The organism is Rhizobium sp. OAE497 (assembly GCF_040546565.1).
Classification (GTDB): domain Bacteria; phylum Pseudomonadota; class Alphaproteobacteria; order Rhizobiales; family Rhizobiaceae; genus Rhizobium.
The window spans coordinates 1,606,157-1,622,262 of the sequence record NZ_JBEPOA010000001.1 but is presented as its reverse complement, the minus strand read 5'-3'; the positions used below and the strand labels follow the sequence as shown (position 1 = coordinate 1,622,262).

Genomic DNA, 16,106 nt, shown 5'->3' with positions numbered 1-16,106 from the left:
AATGTGGGGATTTGGTGACGTTTATCGCATTTCATCCGGTGCGGCGGTACCAGTAATGGCAAGACCCGACTTCAAAACCGAAGCGACAGCGTACACCAGCCCTAGTCTGGCAATACTCGATTCTCGGCTCTTATCGTTAACAAATCGTAATTCAGTCTGGTCTTTACCTTTGTTCCAGTGTGCATGGAACGAACTGGCGAGGTCGTAGAGGTAGAAAGCGACCCTGTGAGGCTCCTGCGCCTGGGCTGCAGATTCGACGACGCGCGGGAACTCCGCGGCCTTCGCAATCAGCTGCAATTCCGCGGGATCCGAGATTCCGGACACCGCTTTTGCGAGGTCTGCAGGGCTGACATTGAGGTCCGGAAAAGCCTCCTTCGCCTGCCGGAAAACCGACATGCAACGGGCATGCGCATATTGCACGTAAAAGACCGGATTATCTTTCGATTGTTCCGTTACTTTGGCGAAATCGAAGTCCAGCGGCTCGGAGCTCTTCCGGTAGAGCATCATGAAACGCACCGAATCGCGGCCGACTTCCTCTACCACGTCGCGCAGCGTCACGAAGTCGCCGGAGCGCTTCGACATCTTCACCGGCTCACCGTTGCGGAACAGCTTTACCAGCTGGCAGAGCAGGACCGTCAGCTTCGAGTTGCCCTCAGAGACCGCACGGGCGACCGCTTCCAGGCGCTTGACGTAGCCGCCATGGTCGGCGCCGAGCACGTAGATCATCTCGTTGAAGCCGCGATCGAACTTGTTCTTGAAGTAAGCAACGTCGGCAGCGAAGTAAGTATAGGACCCGTCGGACTTGATCAGCGGGCGATCGACATCGTCTCCGACTTCGGTCGAGCGGAACAGCGTCTGCTCGCGATCTTCCCAATCCTCCGGCAGCTGGCCCTTCGGCGGCGGCAGCGCGCCCTTGTAGACATAGCCCTTGAAGGTCAGGTCGTTGATGGCGGTGCGGATACCGGCGGCGCCGCCGTCATGCAGCGTGCGCTCGGAGAAGAAGACATCGTGATGGACGTTCAGGACCTCGAGATCTTCGCGGATCATCGCCATCATCGCGGTGATCGCCTTGTCCTTGACGATCGGCATCCACTGCTCTTCCGGCATGTTGTGCAGCCGCACGCCGTATTCACCGGCCAGTGACTGACCGACAGGAACGAGGTAATCGCCCGGATAAAGGCCGGCTGGGATCTCGCCAATATTCTCGCCGAGGGCTTCGCGGTAGCGCAGGAAGACCGAGCGCGCCAGCACATCGATCTGCGAGCCGGCATCGTTGATGTAATATTCCTTGGTGACGGCATAGCCGGCAAAGGCCAGGAGGTTCGACAGCGCGTCGCCGACAACGGCGCCGCGGCAATGGCCGACATGCATCGGGCCGGTCGGGTTTGCCGAGACATATTCGACATTCACCTTACGGCCGCCGCCAAGCGTCGAGCGGCCGTAATCGGTGCCGGCTTCGATCATCGAGCCGAGCAGCCGCTGCCAGTATCCGACGGACAGCTTGATATTGATGAAGCCCGGACCGGCCACCGAAACCTCGGCGACATCAGGATCTTCCTTCAGCTTGCCAAGGATGATTTCGGCGAAGGCGCGCGGGTTGGTGCCGAGCGGCTTGGCCAGCACCATCGCGGCGTTGGTCGCGACGTCGCCATGCGTCACATCGCGCGGCGGCTCGACGGCGATGCGGCCGAAATCGAGCTCGGATCGCTTTTCCTTGACCAGATCGATCTGTTCAAGGGCGGTTTTAATCCTGGCTTCGAAATCGGTAAAAAGGTTCATCGCACTCTTCCATGCATAGGCTGTGCCACAAGGCATCGACCGGCGCTCTCGCCGGGCGCGTGCTGCCTATCGCAAATCGGGAGTGTGGTCAAACAATCGCCTGTGGGCGCTGATGGCATAGGTGTCCGTCATCCCCGCCAGATAGTCGCCGACATGGCGGGCTTTCGGGGCATCGGCAAGGCCGGCGATGTGATCCACCCAGTAGTGGCTCTGCATCTCCTTGGGGTTCGCCATATAGGCGCCGAAGAGGTCGGTGACGATCTGTGCGGCACCGGCGCGGATGCGCATGATCTCCGGGTGGCGGTAGATGCGCTTGAAGAGCATCTGCTTGATCAGCCTGTCGGTTTCGGCCATCGCCGGCGAAAAGGTGGCTATGACGCGATCGGCATGGCGGATATCGTCAGCGCTCTTCGGATTGACCTGTGCAAGGCGTTCCTGCGAGACCGAAATCACATCCTCGACCATGCGGGTGATCTGCCGGCGCATGATTTCATGGGTGAAGCGGCTGGCTTCGAGGTTCGGATAGCGATCGCGAACTTCCGCCATCAGCCCGGCGAGGAACGGAATTTCCTCCAGCATGTCGAAGGTCAGGTAGCCGGAGCGCAGGCCATCATCGATGTCGTGGGTGTTGTAGGCGATATCGTCGGCGATCGCCGCCACCTGGGCCTCCAGGCTGGCATAGGTCGCGAGCTGCAGGTCGTGGAGCTCGCAATAGTCGAGGATGGGCTGGGGAACCGGGCCGCGCGTGCCCTGCCCGTCCGGCGTCAGCAGCGGGCCATTGTGCTTGACGAGGCCTTCGAGGCTCTCCCAGGTCAGGTTGATGCCGTCGAATTCGGCATAGCGGCGCTCCAGTTTGGTGACGATGCGCAGCGACTGGGCGTTGTGATCGAAGCCGCCATAGGGCAGCAGAACCTCGTGCAGCGCATCCTCGCCGGTATGGCCGAAAGGTGTGTGGCCGAAATCGTGGACGAGCGCCACGCCCTCTGCGAGATCCTCGTCGAGCTTCAGGGCACGCGCCAGAGCACGGGCGATCTGCGCCACCTCGATCGTGTGGGTCAGGCGCGTGCGGTAGTGATCGCCATCCTGGGCGATAAAGACCTGCGTCTTGTGCTTCAGGCGGCGGAAGGCGGTGGTGTGGACGATGCGGTCGCGGTCGCGCTGGAAGTCGGATCGCGTCGGGCTGGAGCTCTCCTGATAGAGCCGCCCGCGGGTCGTCCAGGGATCAGCCGCATAGACTGCCCGTTCGCTGTTGCCGAAACCCAATGCACGCCTGTCAATCGTCATTCTTCACCGTCATTCGAACCGCGCGGCCGGATCGCCCCATTGACGCCGCTTCACGCTCTTCATACCTATAGTCAGTATATCAGGCAAAGCGGCGCTTTCTTAACCGCTTTCCGCAATAATGCGCTCCGTGAGCGCCCGTGATAAATTCTTTTGATATCAGCCGCTTGAACGCTCAGCGGCTTTTATCAATTCTCTCCGGATCTTGACCCCGGCAGGAGGAAACATGACAGAGACTTCAGTAACCCTCTCAGATGCGGCCGCAAAGCGAATCGCCGCGATCGTCGGTGCCGAGGCCGGAAAGAGCGCGCTGCGCGTTTCCGTCGAAGGCGGCGGCTGTTCGGGTTTTTCCTACAAGTTCGACCTTGCCGACGGCGTTCAGGACGATGACGTGATCGTCGAGAAGAACGACGCCAAGGTGCTGATCGACAGCCTCTCGCTGGTCTATATGGCCGGTTCCGAGATCGACTTCGTCGACAACCTGCTCGGCCAATCCTTCCAGATCAAGAATCCGAACGCTGTTGCCAGCTGTGGCTGCGGAACGAGCTTCTCGGTCTAAGCTTTCCACCGATCTCAGACCCGACCGGCCGAAGAAATCTCTTCCGGCCGGTTTATCGTCTTGTCCGGTTGCTACCCATCACGATACAAGATCGGCACGAAGCAAGAGGTGATGGATGAAGATCGCGACCTGGAACATCAACGGCGTCAAGGCGCGTATCGACAACCTGACGCAGTGGCTCAAGGATTCCAATCCCGACATCGTCTGCCTGCAGGAAATCAAGACCGTCGACGAAGGCTTTCCGCGCCTCGAGATCGAGGCCATGGGCTATCATGTCGAGACGCACGGCCAGAAGGGTTTCAACGGCGTCGCGATCCTCTCCAAGAGCAAGCCGGACGAAGTGAGCCGCGGGCTGCCCGGCGATCCGCTGGACGAGCAGGCGCGCTTCATCGAGGCGGTGTTCTCGCTGCCCGGCAACAAGGCGCTGCGCGTCTGCTGCCTCTATCTGCCGAACGGCAATCCCGTCGAAACCGAGAAATACACCTACAAGCTCGCCTGGATGGAGCGCCTGCAGCAGTTTGCGGCGCAGCGGCTGAGCTATGAGGAGCCGCTCATTCTGGCTGGCGACTATAACGTCATTCCCGAGCCGCATGATTGCTTCGACCCGAAGGTCTGGGCGAATGACGCGCTCTTCCTGCCGCAGACCCGTGAAGCCTTCCGCAGGCTCGAAAGCCTCGGCTTCACCGATGCTGTGCGCGCCACGACGGATGCGGTTCAGCTCTATTCATTCTGGGATTATCAGGCCGGCGCCTGGCCGAAGAACAACGGCATCCGCATCGACCATCTGATGCTGTCGCCTGAAGCGGCAGACCGGATGACCTCGACGGCCATCGAGAAACACGTCCGCGCCTGGGAAAAACCGTCCGACCACGTTCCCGTCGTCGCCTATTTCGACTTCGCGGCTTAAGCGGAGATCAGTCGCCGCTGGTGGCGATATTGTGGGAGAGCGAGACCGCTGCACGGCGGTCTCCTTCGGTCGCGACCGAGAACGCCTGCTCCTGCAGCGATTCCATCCAGCCACAGTCCTTCGGCTTGCAGCGGTCGAGCGCCGCCGTCATCATCGCCAGACCACGGGCCGACTGGCCTTCCTGGAAGAGGATGTTGCCGAAGACCGACATGGCGCCCGGATGGCCGCTCTTGCGGGCCTGGTTCAGCCACTTCTTTGCCTGCAGCGGATTGGGGCTGCCGCCCTCGCCCGAAAGCATCATCTGCGCCAGCTGGAACTGCGCTTCCGGCACGCCGAAGGTCGACGCCACCTGGAAATAGAGCTGGCGGGCCTGGTTTAGATCGACCTTTACCGGACTACCGGCAATGCCGTGTTTGTAATAGCTCGCGAGCGACAGCAGCGCATTGATGAAGAAGCCGGTATCTTCGGAACCCGGCTCCACGCCCTGCTGGGCAATCTCGCTATAGATCTTGAAGGCTTCGAAATCGTCCTGGGTCACGCCGTCGCCGTCGGCATACATGTTGGCCAGCGCCCAGCGCGAGCCGGTATGGCCCTTTTCGGCGGCGTATTTGTAAGCTTCGACAGCCTCTTCCTTCTGGCCGCTCTTGTAAGCCTTGAAACCGAACTTGAAGAGATCGAAGGGACCGGATTCCTTGGTGACGCCGGCATTGATATCAAAAGCGCCGGCTGGGGAGGCAACCGCTGCTGAAAGCGCGATCGACAGCCCCATGAGAGCAAATCTGAAAAGTCTGAACTCGGATGTCAGCATTTCACTCAGTTTCTTTCGCTTCCATCGCAGACCAGCCCGGCAGCAAAAACTCCGCTGCCACGCGTCCCGGCGTATCTCCTCCAGGCGAGCGATCCCGCGGCGAGCTCTCTGGCTCCTTTGCCCGCGTCGCATCCAGCCTTCCGCCCTTCTTCGAGGGCCTGAATTTCCTGCGCATCGCGATAGACCACCCGGGTTCCGGCCTGGCCCGCCTGCAATGCCTGCGGCGTCATTTTCGCGGAAGAAACGTCTGTCTTTCCGCCTTCCCAATATCCGTAAACACCAAATGTGACCAAACCGGTATCGGCGTGATCGCGGTGCTCGTCAGCGCCCGTCATGGACGCGGAAACATCGGAGAATGGACAGATGGAAGACACGACTTGAGAGCGAAATTTTCCGGCGGAATCGCCTTGCGGGAAAAGCTGAATCGCAAATGGAGCGGAATGAAATCCGGTCTCCGATCGGCTCTCGCCTGTCCCTGAAAAAACTCGACCCATCTTACTTTTCAAACGCACCCTACGCCTGCCATTCCCTTGCCCGCAAATACCGCTGCGCTCTGTTTGTGGCGGGAAATGGACAAATTCGCCCTGGAGATAGCTTACGCCAACTGTCGTAAAAAACTGTTGCGGATTCGTCACAAAACGGGATGTCCAAAAGGCATGATTAATATGGCATCAAGCAAAGAAAAGCCCGGCACTGGGCCGGGCTTTGTATTAAAGTGATCAGCGTCAGAACTTAATCTTGATGCTGGTCGAAAGTGCCGTGACCAGATCGTTGCCGAACGAATACGTCACATCGTCGCCGTAAGTCACGCCATCGCGGGTAAAGGTCCCGGATTCGCCGCTGGTCATCAGGCCAATGGCACCAGCAAAACGCCATTCGATGTTTTCGGTCGGGGTGTAGGCAGCGCCGAGGCCGAGCATCCAGGTATCGGTCTGCGAACCGTAGCCGTCGCTGGTGCCTCGGTCCCAGGTCAGGCTGACAGCGCCCGCCCACTTATCGTTGAATTTGTGGCCGATACCACCACCGATCGTCCAGCCATCACGGTAGGCTAGGTCCAGAGACGTCAGGCCTCCAGCGGGACACAAACCGGAAGTCGGGCAGAATTCAATGGACTGGAGAAGACTCCAGTTCGTCCACTTTACATTGCCGAACGCCAGCCAGTCGGGTGCGATACCGGTCTGAACCTTGAGTTCAAGCGAATCTGGGGCTTGGGCCGCACCCGTCACAGGGATGATGCCGAGACCAGCAGCTGTTAAATCCACTGTGCCATCTAGGTGGTCATAATCCACCCTGCTGTTATAGACCAGGCTCGCTCTCATCGCGTACTCGGGGATTTCGTACGCCACACCGGCGCGCCAGCCCCACGACTGATCGCTCATTTCAAGACTACCGACGACATTCGGCGGCGCAACCAAGCGCGACTTGAAGCCTTCAATCTCTTGATAGAAGGCGCCGCCAATCAAGCGAAACTGCCCTGGACCCGCATCAAACTTGTAGGAACACGTCGCGCCGTAGTTATGGCTGGTGACCTTCGTCTTGATATTGCTGTTAGCACCAGCCCAATTAGCGCCAGGATTGCTATACGCGCCGAATGGTTCGGAATAGTCGATCAAGCAATCGACCGGTCCAATTCCACCTTTCATGCCGACGTAAGGTATTGCATAGTTTTCCGTCTCATCAGCGGTCCTGGGACGGGAGTTCAGGCTGCCGTCTGAAGGATCAATATCGTTGACATTCTTCAGCTTGCGCTGCGGCATGACGTAAGTGACACCACTGCTGAACGAAAATGGCCCCGTATCAAAGAGCTGGTCGATATTGTAGCCGCCGCGTTCCAGGCCGCCGGCAAATGACGGCGATGCGAAGGACGAAAGGATAACGAGCGACGCTACGCCCTTGGAAAACATACGAGATGCCATTGTGTCTCCCCCACTCAAGCAATGCAGATGGCTGCACCTTGCAAAGGAATGGCGCGGATGACAATGCGCGCCTTCATGCCGCCACAATGCATGCAAGAAGTTAAATTGACGTAAGAAATTGACGAGCACGTCAAAAATTTGGGTATGGTAAAATTTTATCCTAACAAACTAATCATTTCGGATTATTTTTAAACGATCGTTCCAAGCCACCTAGCCCCTGTATCAATCTGACAACAGTCGGTCTTTTCGGCCTCTTCCACTGAAAATTTCGCAGATTCGTCAAACTCCACAGGGTGGAAACGCTAATTAAGGCATGCGTTTTCGACTCATGATGCCGGAAATAGAAAACGGCGCCCGGAGAGTTCCGGACGCCGTTTTGGAATAGTTTGCTACCAAGAGTGGATTAGGCCTCGATCACCCTTGCAAGCGCTACTTTCAGGCTGGCCATCTGGCTCTCGAATTCCGCGAGACGCTCGCGCTCGGCCTCCACCACTTCAGGATTGGCGTTGGCGACGAACTTCTCGTTGGAGAGCTTGCCCTTGACGCGGGACATCTCGCCCTCGGTCTTGGCAATCGCCTTTTCGAGGCGGGCCTTTTCCGCGGAGAGATCGATCAGCGAGCCGAGCGGCAGGCAGGCCGTTGCCTCGCCGATGACGATCTGGGCTGCGCCCTTCGGGGCGGCGTCGGCGAGCGCGACGCTCTCGACACGCGCCAGACGCTTGATCGCTGCGTCGTGACGCGACAGACGCTCCTTGGTCTCGGCATTGGCGCTAACAAAGACCAGCGGTGCGGTTGCCGACGGTGGAACGTTCATCTCCGCGCGCACCGAGCGGATACCGGAGACGAGATCGATCAGCCAGTTGATCTCATCGGCTGCGGCATCATCCGAGAAGGAGGGCGACGGCCAGTCGGCATGGCAGACGAGCGTATCGCGCTCCGCGCCTTCGCCGGCCGTATGGGCCCAGAGTTCTTCGGTCATGAAGGGCATGAAGGGATGCAGCAGCTTGTAGATCTCTTCGAGAATATAGGCGCTGCAGGCCTGAGCTTCCTTCTTGGCGGCCTCGTCTTCGCCGCTGAAGACCGGCTTCAGCAGTTCGAGATACCAGTCGCAGACCTGGTTCCAGACGAAGCGGTATAGCGCGCCCGCGGCATCATTGAAGCGGTAGGCTTCGATGGCTTCCGTTACGTCACGTTCCGCACGGGCAAGTTCCGTCAGGATCCAGCGGTTGATCGTCAGCTTGACGCCTTCAGGCGCAAAGTTCGGATCGCTCTTTGCACCGTTCATCTCGGCAAAGCGCGTGGCGTTCCAGAGCTTGGTACCAAAGTTGCGATAGCCGGCGATGCGCGCGGGATCGAGTTTCACGTCGCGGCCCTGCGCCGCCATGATGGCGAGCGTGAAGCGCAGCGCGTCGGCGCCGTATTCGTCAATCAGCTCCAGCGGATCGATGACGTTGCCCTTCGACTTCGACATCTTCTGGCCGTTCTTGTCGCGAACCAGAGCGTGGATATAGACCGTGTGGAACGGCTCGACCGGGTTGCCATCGGCGTCCTTCATGAAATGCAGACCCATCTGCATCATGCGGACGACCCAGAAGGGAATGATGTCGAAGCCGGTGACCAGTACGTTGGTCGGATAGTAGCGGGCGAGTTCCGGGGTCTTTTCCGGCCAGCCGAGCGTCGAGAACGGCCAGAGCGCCGACGAGAACCAGGTGTCGAGCACGTCTTCGTCGCGCGTCAGGATTTCACCCGGCTGGAAGTTCTCGATCTTGTCCTGCACCCAGGCCTTCCACGGGCCTTCATGGGCAAGGTAATGCTGGATCGCCGCCTCGAGCGCCTCTTCCTCGGTCTTCTCGACGAAGACCTGACCATCCGGGCCATACCAAGCCGGAATCTGGTGACCCCACCAGAGCTGGCGCGAGATGCACCAGGGCTGAATGTTTTCCATCCACTGGAAATAGGTGTTTTCCCAGTTCTTCGGCACGAACTTGGTGCGGCCCTCGCGAACCGAGGCGATCGCCGGCTTGGCGAGCGTCTTGTTATCGACCCACCACTGTTCCGTCAGGCGCGGCTCGATCGGCACGCCGCCACGGTCGCCATGGGGCACCATGTGCGTGTGCGGCTCGATCTTGTCGAGCAGGCCGGCTTCCTCGAAGATTTCGACGATGATCTTGCGGGCAGTGAAACGGTCCTGGCCTTCGAGACGGTCCCATGCGCCATGAAGTGCCGCCGGATGATCAAGGCCTTCGAGGAAGTCCTCGTTTTCCTTGATGGTGACCGATCCGTCGATGTTGAGTACGTTGATGGCGCGCAGGCCGGTGCGCTTGGCGACGTCGAAGTCGTTGAAGTCATGCGCCGGCGTCAGCTTGACCGCACCGGTGCCCGCCGTCGGATCGGCGTAGCTGTCAGCAACGATCGGGATCTTGCGGCCGACGATCGGCAGGATGACATGCTTGCCGACGATCGACTTGTAGCGGTCATCGTCAGGATTGACGGCAACGCCGGTGTCGCCGAGCATGGTTTCCGGGCGGGTCGTGGCTACGACGAGATAGTCGCGCGTTTCGAATTCTGTCGGCTTGCCTTCTTCATCGAAAGCAACCGGATGTTGGTAGGTGACGCCCTCTTCCAGCGGATAGCGCAGGTGCCAGAGATTGCCCTTCACTTCGATCTGCTCGACTTCCATGTCGGAAATCGCCGTCAGCAGCTTCGGATCCCAGTTGACCAGGCGCTTGTCCTTGTAGATCAGGCCCTGCTTGTAAAGCGTTACAAAGACTTCGAGAACGGCTGCCGAAAGGCCCTCGTCCATGGTGAAGCGCTCGCGCGACCAGTCGCAGGAAGCGCCAAGGCGCTTCAGCTGGTTGAAGATCAGGCCGCCCGATTCAGCCTTCCACTCCCAGACCTTGTCGATGAAGGCGTCGCGGCCCATTTCGCGGCGGCCGGGAAGCTGCTGTTCCATCAGCTTGCGCTCGACGACCATCTGCGTCGCGATGCCGGCATGGTCCATGCCTGGCTGCCAGAGCACGTCCTTGCCGCGCATGCGCTCGAAGCGGATCATGACATCCTGCAGCGTGTTGTTGAGCGCGTGGCCCATGTGCAGGGAGCCCGTCACGTTCGGCGGCGGGATCACGATCGTGAACGTTTCGGCGCCAGGCTTCTTGTTGGCACCGGCACGGAAGGCATCGGCTTCGTCCCATTTCGCAGCGATTTTCGGTTCGACTGCGGCGGAATCATAGGTCTTGTCGAGCATTTTATGACCAAACTTCGGGGTTTTAGGATGCGGGTTTGTAAATAGGATGGCTGCAGGCAAGTCAATAAAAAAGCCGCCCCGGAGACCGGAGCGGCGCATTCGGCAAAAGGCGTTTCCGGTTAGCGGCGCGGACCGCGCGCCACGCGCTCGATTTCCTCGCGCACGAGGCGCTCGACCAGCGTCGGCAGATTGTCGTCCAGCCACTCGCGCAGCATCGGTCGCAGCATGTCCTCGGCGATCTCGTCCAGCGAGCGGCGCTCAGCACCGTCGATCGCCAGCGCCAGCTCTTCGAAGGAGCGCGCAACCTGAAGGCTGGCATCCTGAGAGATCAGCGCCTGGGCTTCTTCGAGAACCTGCGGCAGGAAGGACGGAACCGGTGCTTGCGCAACGGGTGCCGGAGCAACCGGGGCTTCAGGCGCCATCGTCGCCTGCGGCTCGGCAACCGGCTCGATCTCGGATTCCACGGCCTGCGGCAGCGGCTGAGGTTCGGGCTCGACAGGCGGAACTTCGGCAACAACCGGAGCAGGCTTCGGCGCCGGCAGCGGCGCGACAACCGGTGCAGCGGCAACCGGCTCGACCGGACGGCGGATTTCCTCGGCAACAGGTGCGGCAACGGGTTCCGGCTGACGGAAGACCGGCGGCAGTTCGCGGGGCGGCTGGGCCGGCAGGCGCTCGGAAGCGGCGCGGACGCGGGCGGCGACATCGGCGAGCGACATGGCGCGCGCCGGCTGCTCGGCCTCGCGGGTGCCAGCCGAATTGGCGGCAACGAAGCGCGGATCCTGCGTCAGCACCGGCTCGGGGAATTCGACATTGGCGTAGGTGTCATCGACCGTCAGGTGGATGTTGGAATCGTGGCCTTCATCCTCGGCATCGTCACCGTAAACCGGAGGCAGAGACGGGGAAATGGCCTTGCCGGCGCCCGGCTCATTGCTCTCGATGATCTGGCGGATCGACGCCAGGATCTCTTCCATGGACGGTTCACGCGCTACGCTTGGCTGAGCCATATCTATCCCCGTTAAGCTTAAAGCAACGATCGGATTGCATGGAGTGGGCATCCGAATCACCCAGACAGTAGAATACCCCAGACGCGAAAAAAATCATCGCGAATCAAATGAATGCGTCCATGCACAGTTTTGTTGGATGAACTGGCGGGCAGCAAATGCGGCTTGAAAACAGAAACGGGCGCCCGTGGCGCCCGCATCGAAAAAGCCCTTTAGGAAAGGCTCAGAATACGAATTCGCGAAGCTTGGCAAAGCCCGGAAGCGGCTTGACTGAAGCGTTGAAGAAGACGTTTTCGGAAACGGCACCGCGCTCCGAAACGAAGACCTTGGCGCGGGCCGCATTGCCGTAACCTTCGACGGTGACGAGACGGCCGCCTTCGGCGAGCTGGCCGAGAAGCGAAGCCGGAACTTCCTCGACGGAACCGTTGACGAAGATCAGATCGTAGGGGGCGCCGGCCGTGTGGCCCTTGGCGAGATCGCCTGCAACGACCGAGACATTCGCATAGCCGGAGAGATTGGCCTTGGCCTGCTCGGCAAGCGTTGCGTCGGATTCGAGCGCGACGACGGAGCCTGCGGTCAGCGACAGCAGCGCCGAGGTGTAACCCGTGCCGCAGCCGACTTCGAGAACCGTGTCTTCCTTGGTGATCGCAGCAAGCTGCAGCAGCTTGGCGAGCGGCGAAGCTTCCATCAGGAAGCGGCCGGGACAGATTTCGACATCGTTATCGATATAGGCCAGAACCTTGGCCTTCTCGGGAACGAACGCTTCGCGCGGAACCGTGAGGAACGCGCTCAACACGGAATGGGACGTCACGTCCGTCGTACGGATCTGGTTGTCGACCATCTTTACGCGTGCTGCTTCGAAATCCATCGTATCCTCTCGCCCGGCTACCGCGGCCATGTGTTCCGTCTCTTAATCCCGGGTTCGGATGCTTTCAAGGCTCCGTTCGCGCCTGCGGCAAGAATCCTTGCGGCATATCGACCGCCTTTGCGGTGCAGGAGCGCTTTCTGAACTCCGAAGTGGAACAAAGCTTTCCCCTGTGGTATTATTGCAACCGGAGGAAATGAGGAGGAGCAGGCCATGTCTGCCTTTTTCGTACATTTGACGTTCTTCGACCTTTTCATCGCTGTGGCGCTCGTCGGCGTACTTTGCTGCGGGCTCGTCAACAGCCGGACGAGTTGAAGATAAACACAGCGCAGCAGGCAGGAATCAGACGGCCCGCTCTTTAGGTTTGAATGCGAAGCACGGGTTTTACGATTTTCATTCTGCTGCTGATCGCCGCCGCGAGCGTCATCCTCGCGGGCGTGCTGTCCTTGCGGCTATCCGTGGCGGGAACGCTCGGAGATTGCTTCGAAGGCGCTTGCGGCTACACGACCGTGTTCGTGGCCTGGCCGGGCTTTACGCTGATCTTTTTCGCCGTCGGCAGCTATCTCTACCTGAAATCCGGCCCGAAGCGCTGATGCAGCCTTCAGGAATCCGTCAGCTTTGTACAGCATAAGCTAAAAAACAAAGGCAGAGACGGAGCCCGCATGAACAGATCCCTGATGCTCGGCGCCTGCTTCATCGGCGGGCTCATCGTCATCATTCTCTGCATTCCGCTGATTGCGTCGAGCGCGCCCGGTGTGATCACCGGCGGCATCTCGCCCCTGCCCTCGCTCAGAAGCGTGAATTGAAAACCTGCCCTCGCCTACGGGCGGCAGAATCAGCGCATCGTCTTCAGAAGCGCCATGAGAGCGGCGGAATCGGCGCGCGCCATAAGGTCCTGGATATGGCCCTCGACCAGTTCGCCGACGGCATCCACGGATTCCTGCTCGCTCCACCCCGCCTCAACCGCGGCCTCGATCAGATCGCGGAACGCATATTGAAGCGCATCCTGACAGCGTATGTGCCGGTCCGGATCATCCCTGGTGACAAAGGGTTTTGAGATATTCCTCATATAAGGATAATGAGCGGATTCGCCGAATGATCAAGCGCATTGAATGCGACGGCCTGATGACGGCCCGATTTTTTTCGGAAAACACCTCTTGCGGTTTCCTTTGGATCATTCTAAATCCGCGCCACCACTGAACAAGTCGTTCACGGATGGCCTCGTGGCGGAGTGGTGACGCAGAGGACTGCAAATCCTTGTACCCCGGTTCAATTCCGGGCGAGGCCTCCAACTTCAAACAATCCCCGCTTGAATGATTCCGAATATAATCGCGATGATTTCATCGCGCGGGATCGTATTGCCCATTTTTGGGATAATGCTGTTTTAGGCTTATCTTATTTGTGAATAGACCAATCCTCAACTTCTGATAATATAGACAGATATAAGATCCCATGTGACGTTGTATCTTGCGTATAGCGGCAGGATAACACATGGCGAAAACACGATATATTTTCGATCATCGATCCGAAAAGGCCGTTCTCTATCAAGCCGGCAAGTTTCTCTTCCCGATCGGCGGCAGCAAGGCCGAGCATTGGGTGGATGGCGACTATGTCTTTTCTCTTGCGACGCAGAAGATCACCTACTGGATTCTCGGCAAGGATTTGTACGGCCATCTCGGCAATGGCGAATTAACGCGCGATCCGGTTTTCTACTTCGGTGAGTGAAGCTCTTGACATTTGCATTCATGAGAACAAAATAGGAACAAGCGACGGAGGTTCCTATGACGCATGCCGAGCAGGTTATCGCAAATGCCCTCGCGACCGTCGCCGCCAGCCGGGCGGAACGGGAGAAGGACGAGGAACGCCGCAGGCGGGTTTTCGGCAAGATCGAGATCGGCCTGCCACTGCCACAGATCAAGAACAGGCAGCTGACGCTCGATCTTCACTGAGACTGTGACAGCTGCGGCCGCCTGTGTGATCTCAGCCGCAAACGCGTGGAAAAGCCCGAGGCTGCAGCCCTTCCCGGCCAGCTTTTATTGCAACAGGACCCCATTTGTGACAGTTGCGTGACAACTCAAGCATCCACGGGGTCACCATGTTAAGCTGGTTTCGCAAACTTCTTCCGCGCGAAGACCGATTCTTCGATCTCTTCGCTCAGCATTCCCGCACCGTCGTCGGCGCCGCAGAAGCGCTGAACGAACTTCTGGCCGGGAATGATCCGGAGCGCCATTGCGAGCGCATCGTCGCGCTCGAAAACGAGGCGGACGATATTACCCGCGACGTTCTGCTCGCGGTCCGCCGCAGCTTCATCACGCCCTTCGACCGCGGCGACATCAAGGATCTGATCCAGTCGCTCGACGATGCGATCGACATGATGCACAAGACGGTCAAGACCATCCGGCTGTTCGAGCAGAAGAGCTTCGATCCGGGCATGCAGGAGATGGGCAAGGAAATCGTCAAGGCGGCGCATCTGATCGCCGAGGCCGTCCCGCTGCTCGACCGGATGGGCGCCAACGCGCCGCGGCTGACGGCGATCGCCGAAGAGGTGACGCGCGTCGAGGGCCGGTCCGACGAGCTCTACGACCTCGGCCTCAAGGATCTCTTCCGCCGCCACGGCGCCTCGAACCCGATGGCCTATATCATCGGCAGCGAGATCTATGCCGAGCTCGAGAAGGTCGTCGACCGTTTCGAGGACGTCGCCAATGAAATCAGCGGCATCGTGATCGAGAACGTCTGATGGATGCCACCCTCGCCTTTCCGCTGCTTGCCGGGCTGATCGCCGTCGCGCTGTTCTTCGACTTCCTGAATGGACTGCATGACGCGGCGAACTCGATCGCCACGATCGTCTCGACACGCGTTCTCAGGCCGCAATATGCGGTGATGTGGGCGGCGTTCTTCAATTTCATCGCCTTCCTGTTCTTCGGCCTGCATGTCGCCGAGACACTCGGCACCGGCATCATCAATCCTGAGATCGTCAGTCCGATGGTGATCTTTGCGGCGCTGATGGGCGCGATCATCTGGAACATCGTCACCTGGGTCTTCGGCATACCGTCAAGCTCTTCGCATGCGCTGGTCGGCGGCCTCGTCGGCGCCGGGCTTGCCAAGGTTGGTTTCAGCTCGATCGTCTGGGGCGGCCTGTTGAAGACGGCCGGCGCCATCGTGCTGTCGCCGATGATCGGCTTCCTGCTGGCACTGTTCCTGGTGCTCGCGGTCTCCTGGATCTTCGTGCGCCAGACGCCCTTTGCCGTCGACAGCACCTTCCGCATCCTGCAATTTGTCTCGGCCTCGCTCTATTCGCTCGGCCATGGCGGCAATGATGCGCAGAAGACGATGGGCATCATCGCCGTGCTGCTCTATTCGCAGGGCTATCTCGGCGGCAGCTTCCATGTGCCGCTATGGGTGGTGCTGTCCTGTCAGGCGGCGATGGCGCTGGGCACGCTCTTCGGCGGCTGGCGAATCGTCCATACGATGGGCTCGAAGATCACCAAGCTCAATCCGATGCAGGGCTTCTGCGCCGAGACCGGCGGCGCGTTGACGCTGTTCGGCGCCACATGGCTCGGCATTCCGGTCTCGACGACGCACACGATCACCGGCGCGATCATCGGTGTCGGTGCTGCCAAGCGCGTCTCGGCCGTCCGCTGGGGGCTTGCCGGCAATATCGTCGTTGCCTGGGTCGTCACCCTGCCCGCGGCAGCGCTGATCTCGGCGCTGTTCTATTGGGCCGCCAGCCTCTTCGCCTGATGTGA

Annotated in this window: 17 protein-coding genes and 1 tRNA gene; 9 read left to right on the top strand and 9 right to left on the bottom strand. The window is 59.7% G+C overall.

The window, feature by feature from the left end; genetic code table 11:
- Window positions 1-21 precede the first annotated feature (21 nt).
- Window positions 22-1,779 (bottom strand): arginine--tRNA ligase, encoded by a 1,758-nt coding sequence (gene argS / locus ABIE40_RS08435; RefSeq protein WP_112711571.1) that lies wholly within the window; start codon window positions 1,777-1,779, stop codon window positions 22-24.
- A 66-nt stretch (window positions 1,780-1,845) separates the two neighbouring features.
- Window positions 1,846-3,063, bottom strand: coding sequence for a deoxyguanosinetriphosphate triphosphohydrolase (locus ABIE40_RS08430; RefSeq protein WP_199629389.1), 1,218 nt, complete (start codon window positions 3,061-3,063; stop codon window positions 1,846-1,848).
- 223 nt (window positions 3,064-3,286) lie between these two features.
- Here ABIE40_RS08430 and erpA point away from each other — a divergent pair, with 223 nt between their 5' ends.
- Together erpA and xth are read left to right on the top strand one after the other, a co-directional pair.
- Window positions 3,287-3,619 (top strand): iron-sulfur cluster insertion protein ErpA, encoded by a 333-nt coding sequence (gene erpA, locus ABIE40_RS08425; protein WP_112711569.1) that lies wholly within the window; start codon window positions 3,287-3,289, stop codon window positions 3,617-3,619.
- 115 nt (window positions 3,620-3,734) lie between these two features.
- Window positions 3,735-4,526: an exodeoxyribonuclease III gene (gene xth / locus ABIE40_RS08420; protein ID WP_199629390.1), complete on the top strand. Its 792-nt coding sequence runs from the start codon at window positions 3,735-3,737 to the stop codon at window positions 4,524-4,526.
- Between the two features lie 7 nt (window positions 4,527-4,533).
- Here the strand turns inward: xth and exoR are convergent, their stop codons facing one another.
- From exoR to ABIE40_RS08390, 6 genes are all read right to left on the bottom strand, one after another.
- Entirely contained in the window at window positions 4,534-5,334 is an 801-nt protein-coding gene (exoR, locus tag ABIE40_RS08415; protein WP_112711567.1) for an exopolysaccharide production regulator ExoR, read from the bottom strand.
- 5 nt (window positions 5,335-5,339) lie between these two features.
- Complete coding sequence (locus ABIE40_RS08410) at window positions 5,340-5,969, bottom strand: hypothetical protein (protein WP_199629391.1); 630 nt, start codon at window positions 5,967-5,969, stop codon at window positions 5,340-5,342.
- Between the two features lie 90 nt (window positions 5,970-6,059).
- Window positions 6,060-7,250: an OmpP1/FadL family transporter gene (locus tag ABIE40_RS08405; RefSeq protein ID WP_199629392.1), complete on the bottom strand. Its 1,191-nt coding sequence runs from the start codon at window positions 7,248-7,250 to the stop codon at window positions 6,060-6,062.
- A gap of 403 nt (window positions 7,251-7,653) precedes the next feature.
- Window positions 7,654-10,494 (bottom strand): valine--tRNA ligase, encoded by a 2,841-nt coding sequence (locus ABIE40_RS08400; RefSeq protein WP_199629393.1) that lies wholly within the window; start codon window positions 10,492-10,494, stop codon window positions 7,654-7,656.
- Window positions 10,495-10,613: 119 nt separating this feature from the next.
- The gene (locus tag ABIE40_RS08395) at window positions 10,614-11,498 is read right to left on the bottom strand and encodes a PopZ family protein (RefSeq protein ID WP_199629394.1); all 885 of its coding nucleotides are present in this window, start codon (window positions 11,496-11,498) and stop codon (window positions 10,614-10,616) included.
- A 220-nt stretch (window positions 11,499-11,718) separates the two neighbouring features.
- Window positions 11,719-12,363: a protein-L-isoaspartate O-methyltransferase family protein gene (locus ABIE40_RS08390; protein ID WP_199629454.1), complete on the bottom strand. Its 645-nt coding sequence runs from the start codon at window positions 12,361-12,363 to the stop codon at window positions 11,719-11,721.
- 365 nt (window positions 12,364-12,728) lie between these two features.
- Between ABIE40_RS08390 and ABIE40_RS08385 the strand changes: the two genes are divergently transcribed.
- The gene (locus ABIE40_RS08385; protein ID WP_112711562.1) at window positions 12,729-12,953 is read left to right on the top strand and encodes a hypothetical protein; all 225 of its coding nucleotides are present in this window, start codon (window positions 12,729-12,731) and stop codon (window positions 12,951-12,953) included.
- A 69-nt stretch (window positions 12,954-13,022) separates the two neighbouring features.
- On the top strand, window positions 13,023-13,166 hold the full coding sequence (locus ABIE40_RS08380) for a hypothetical protein (protein WP_165402571.1): 144 nt from the start codon (window positions 13,023-13,025) through the stop codon (window positions 13,164-13,166).
- A gap of 29 nt (window positions 13,167-13,195) precedes the next feature.
- Here ABIE40_RS08380 and ABIE40_RS08375 read toward each other — a convergent pair whose 3' ends face one another.
- Window positions 13,196-13,429, bottom strand: a complete 234-nt coding sequence (locus ABIE40_RS08375) for a hypothetical protein (protein WP_199629395.1) — start codon at window positions 13,427-13,429, stop codon at window positions 13,196-13,198.
- Between the two features lie 148 nt (window positions 13,430-13,577).
- On the opposite strand from ABIE40_RS08375, the gene ABIE40_RS08370 reads away from it, so the two are divergent.
- From ABIE40_RS08370 to ABIE40_RS08350, 5 genes are all read left to right on the top strand, one after another.
- Window positions 13,578-13,651 (top strand) — tRNA-Cys (locus ABIE40_RS08370).
- Window positions 13,652-13,851: 200 nt separating this feature from the next.
- On the top strand, window positions 13,852-14,085 hold the full coding sequence (locus tag ABIE40_RS08365; protein WP_130278454.1) for a hypothetical protein: 234 nt from the start codon (window positions 13,852-13,854) through the stop codon (window positions 14,083-14,085).
- 56 nt (window positions 14,086-14,141) lie between these two features.
- The gene (locus tag ABIE40_RS08360) at window positions 14,142-14,309 is read left to right on the top strand and encodes a hypothetical protein (protein WP_199629396.1); all 168 of its coding nucleotides are present in this window, start codon (window positions 14,142-14,144) and stop codon (window positions 14,307-14,309) included.
- A 146-nt stretch (window positions 14,310-14,455) separates the two neighbouring features.
- Window positions 14,456-15,097 (top strand): DUF47 domain-containing protein, encoded by a 642-nt coding sequence (locus ABIE40_RS08355; RefSeq protein WP_112711559.1) that lies wholly within the window; start codon window positions 14,456-14,458, stop codon window positions 15,095-15,097.
- Window positions 15,097-16,101 (top strand): inorganic phosphate transporter, encoded by a 1,005-nt coding sequence (locus ABIE40_RS08350; RefSeq protein WP_112711558.1) that lies wholly within the window; start codon window positions 15,097-15,099, stop codon window positions 16,099-16,101. Before ABIE40_RS08355 ends, ABIE40_RS08350 begins: the two co-directional genes overlap by 1 nt.
- Window positions 16,102-16,106: the final 5 nt, after the last annotated feature.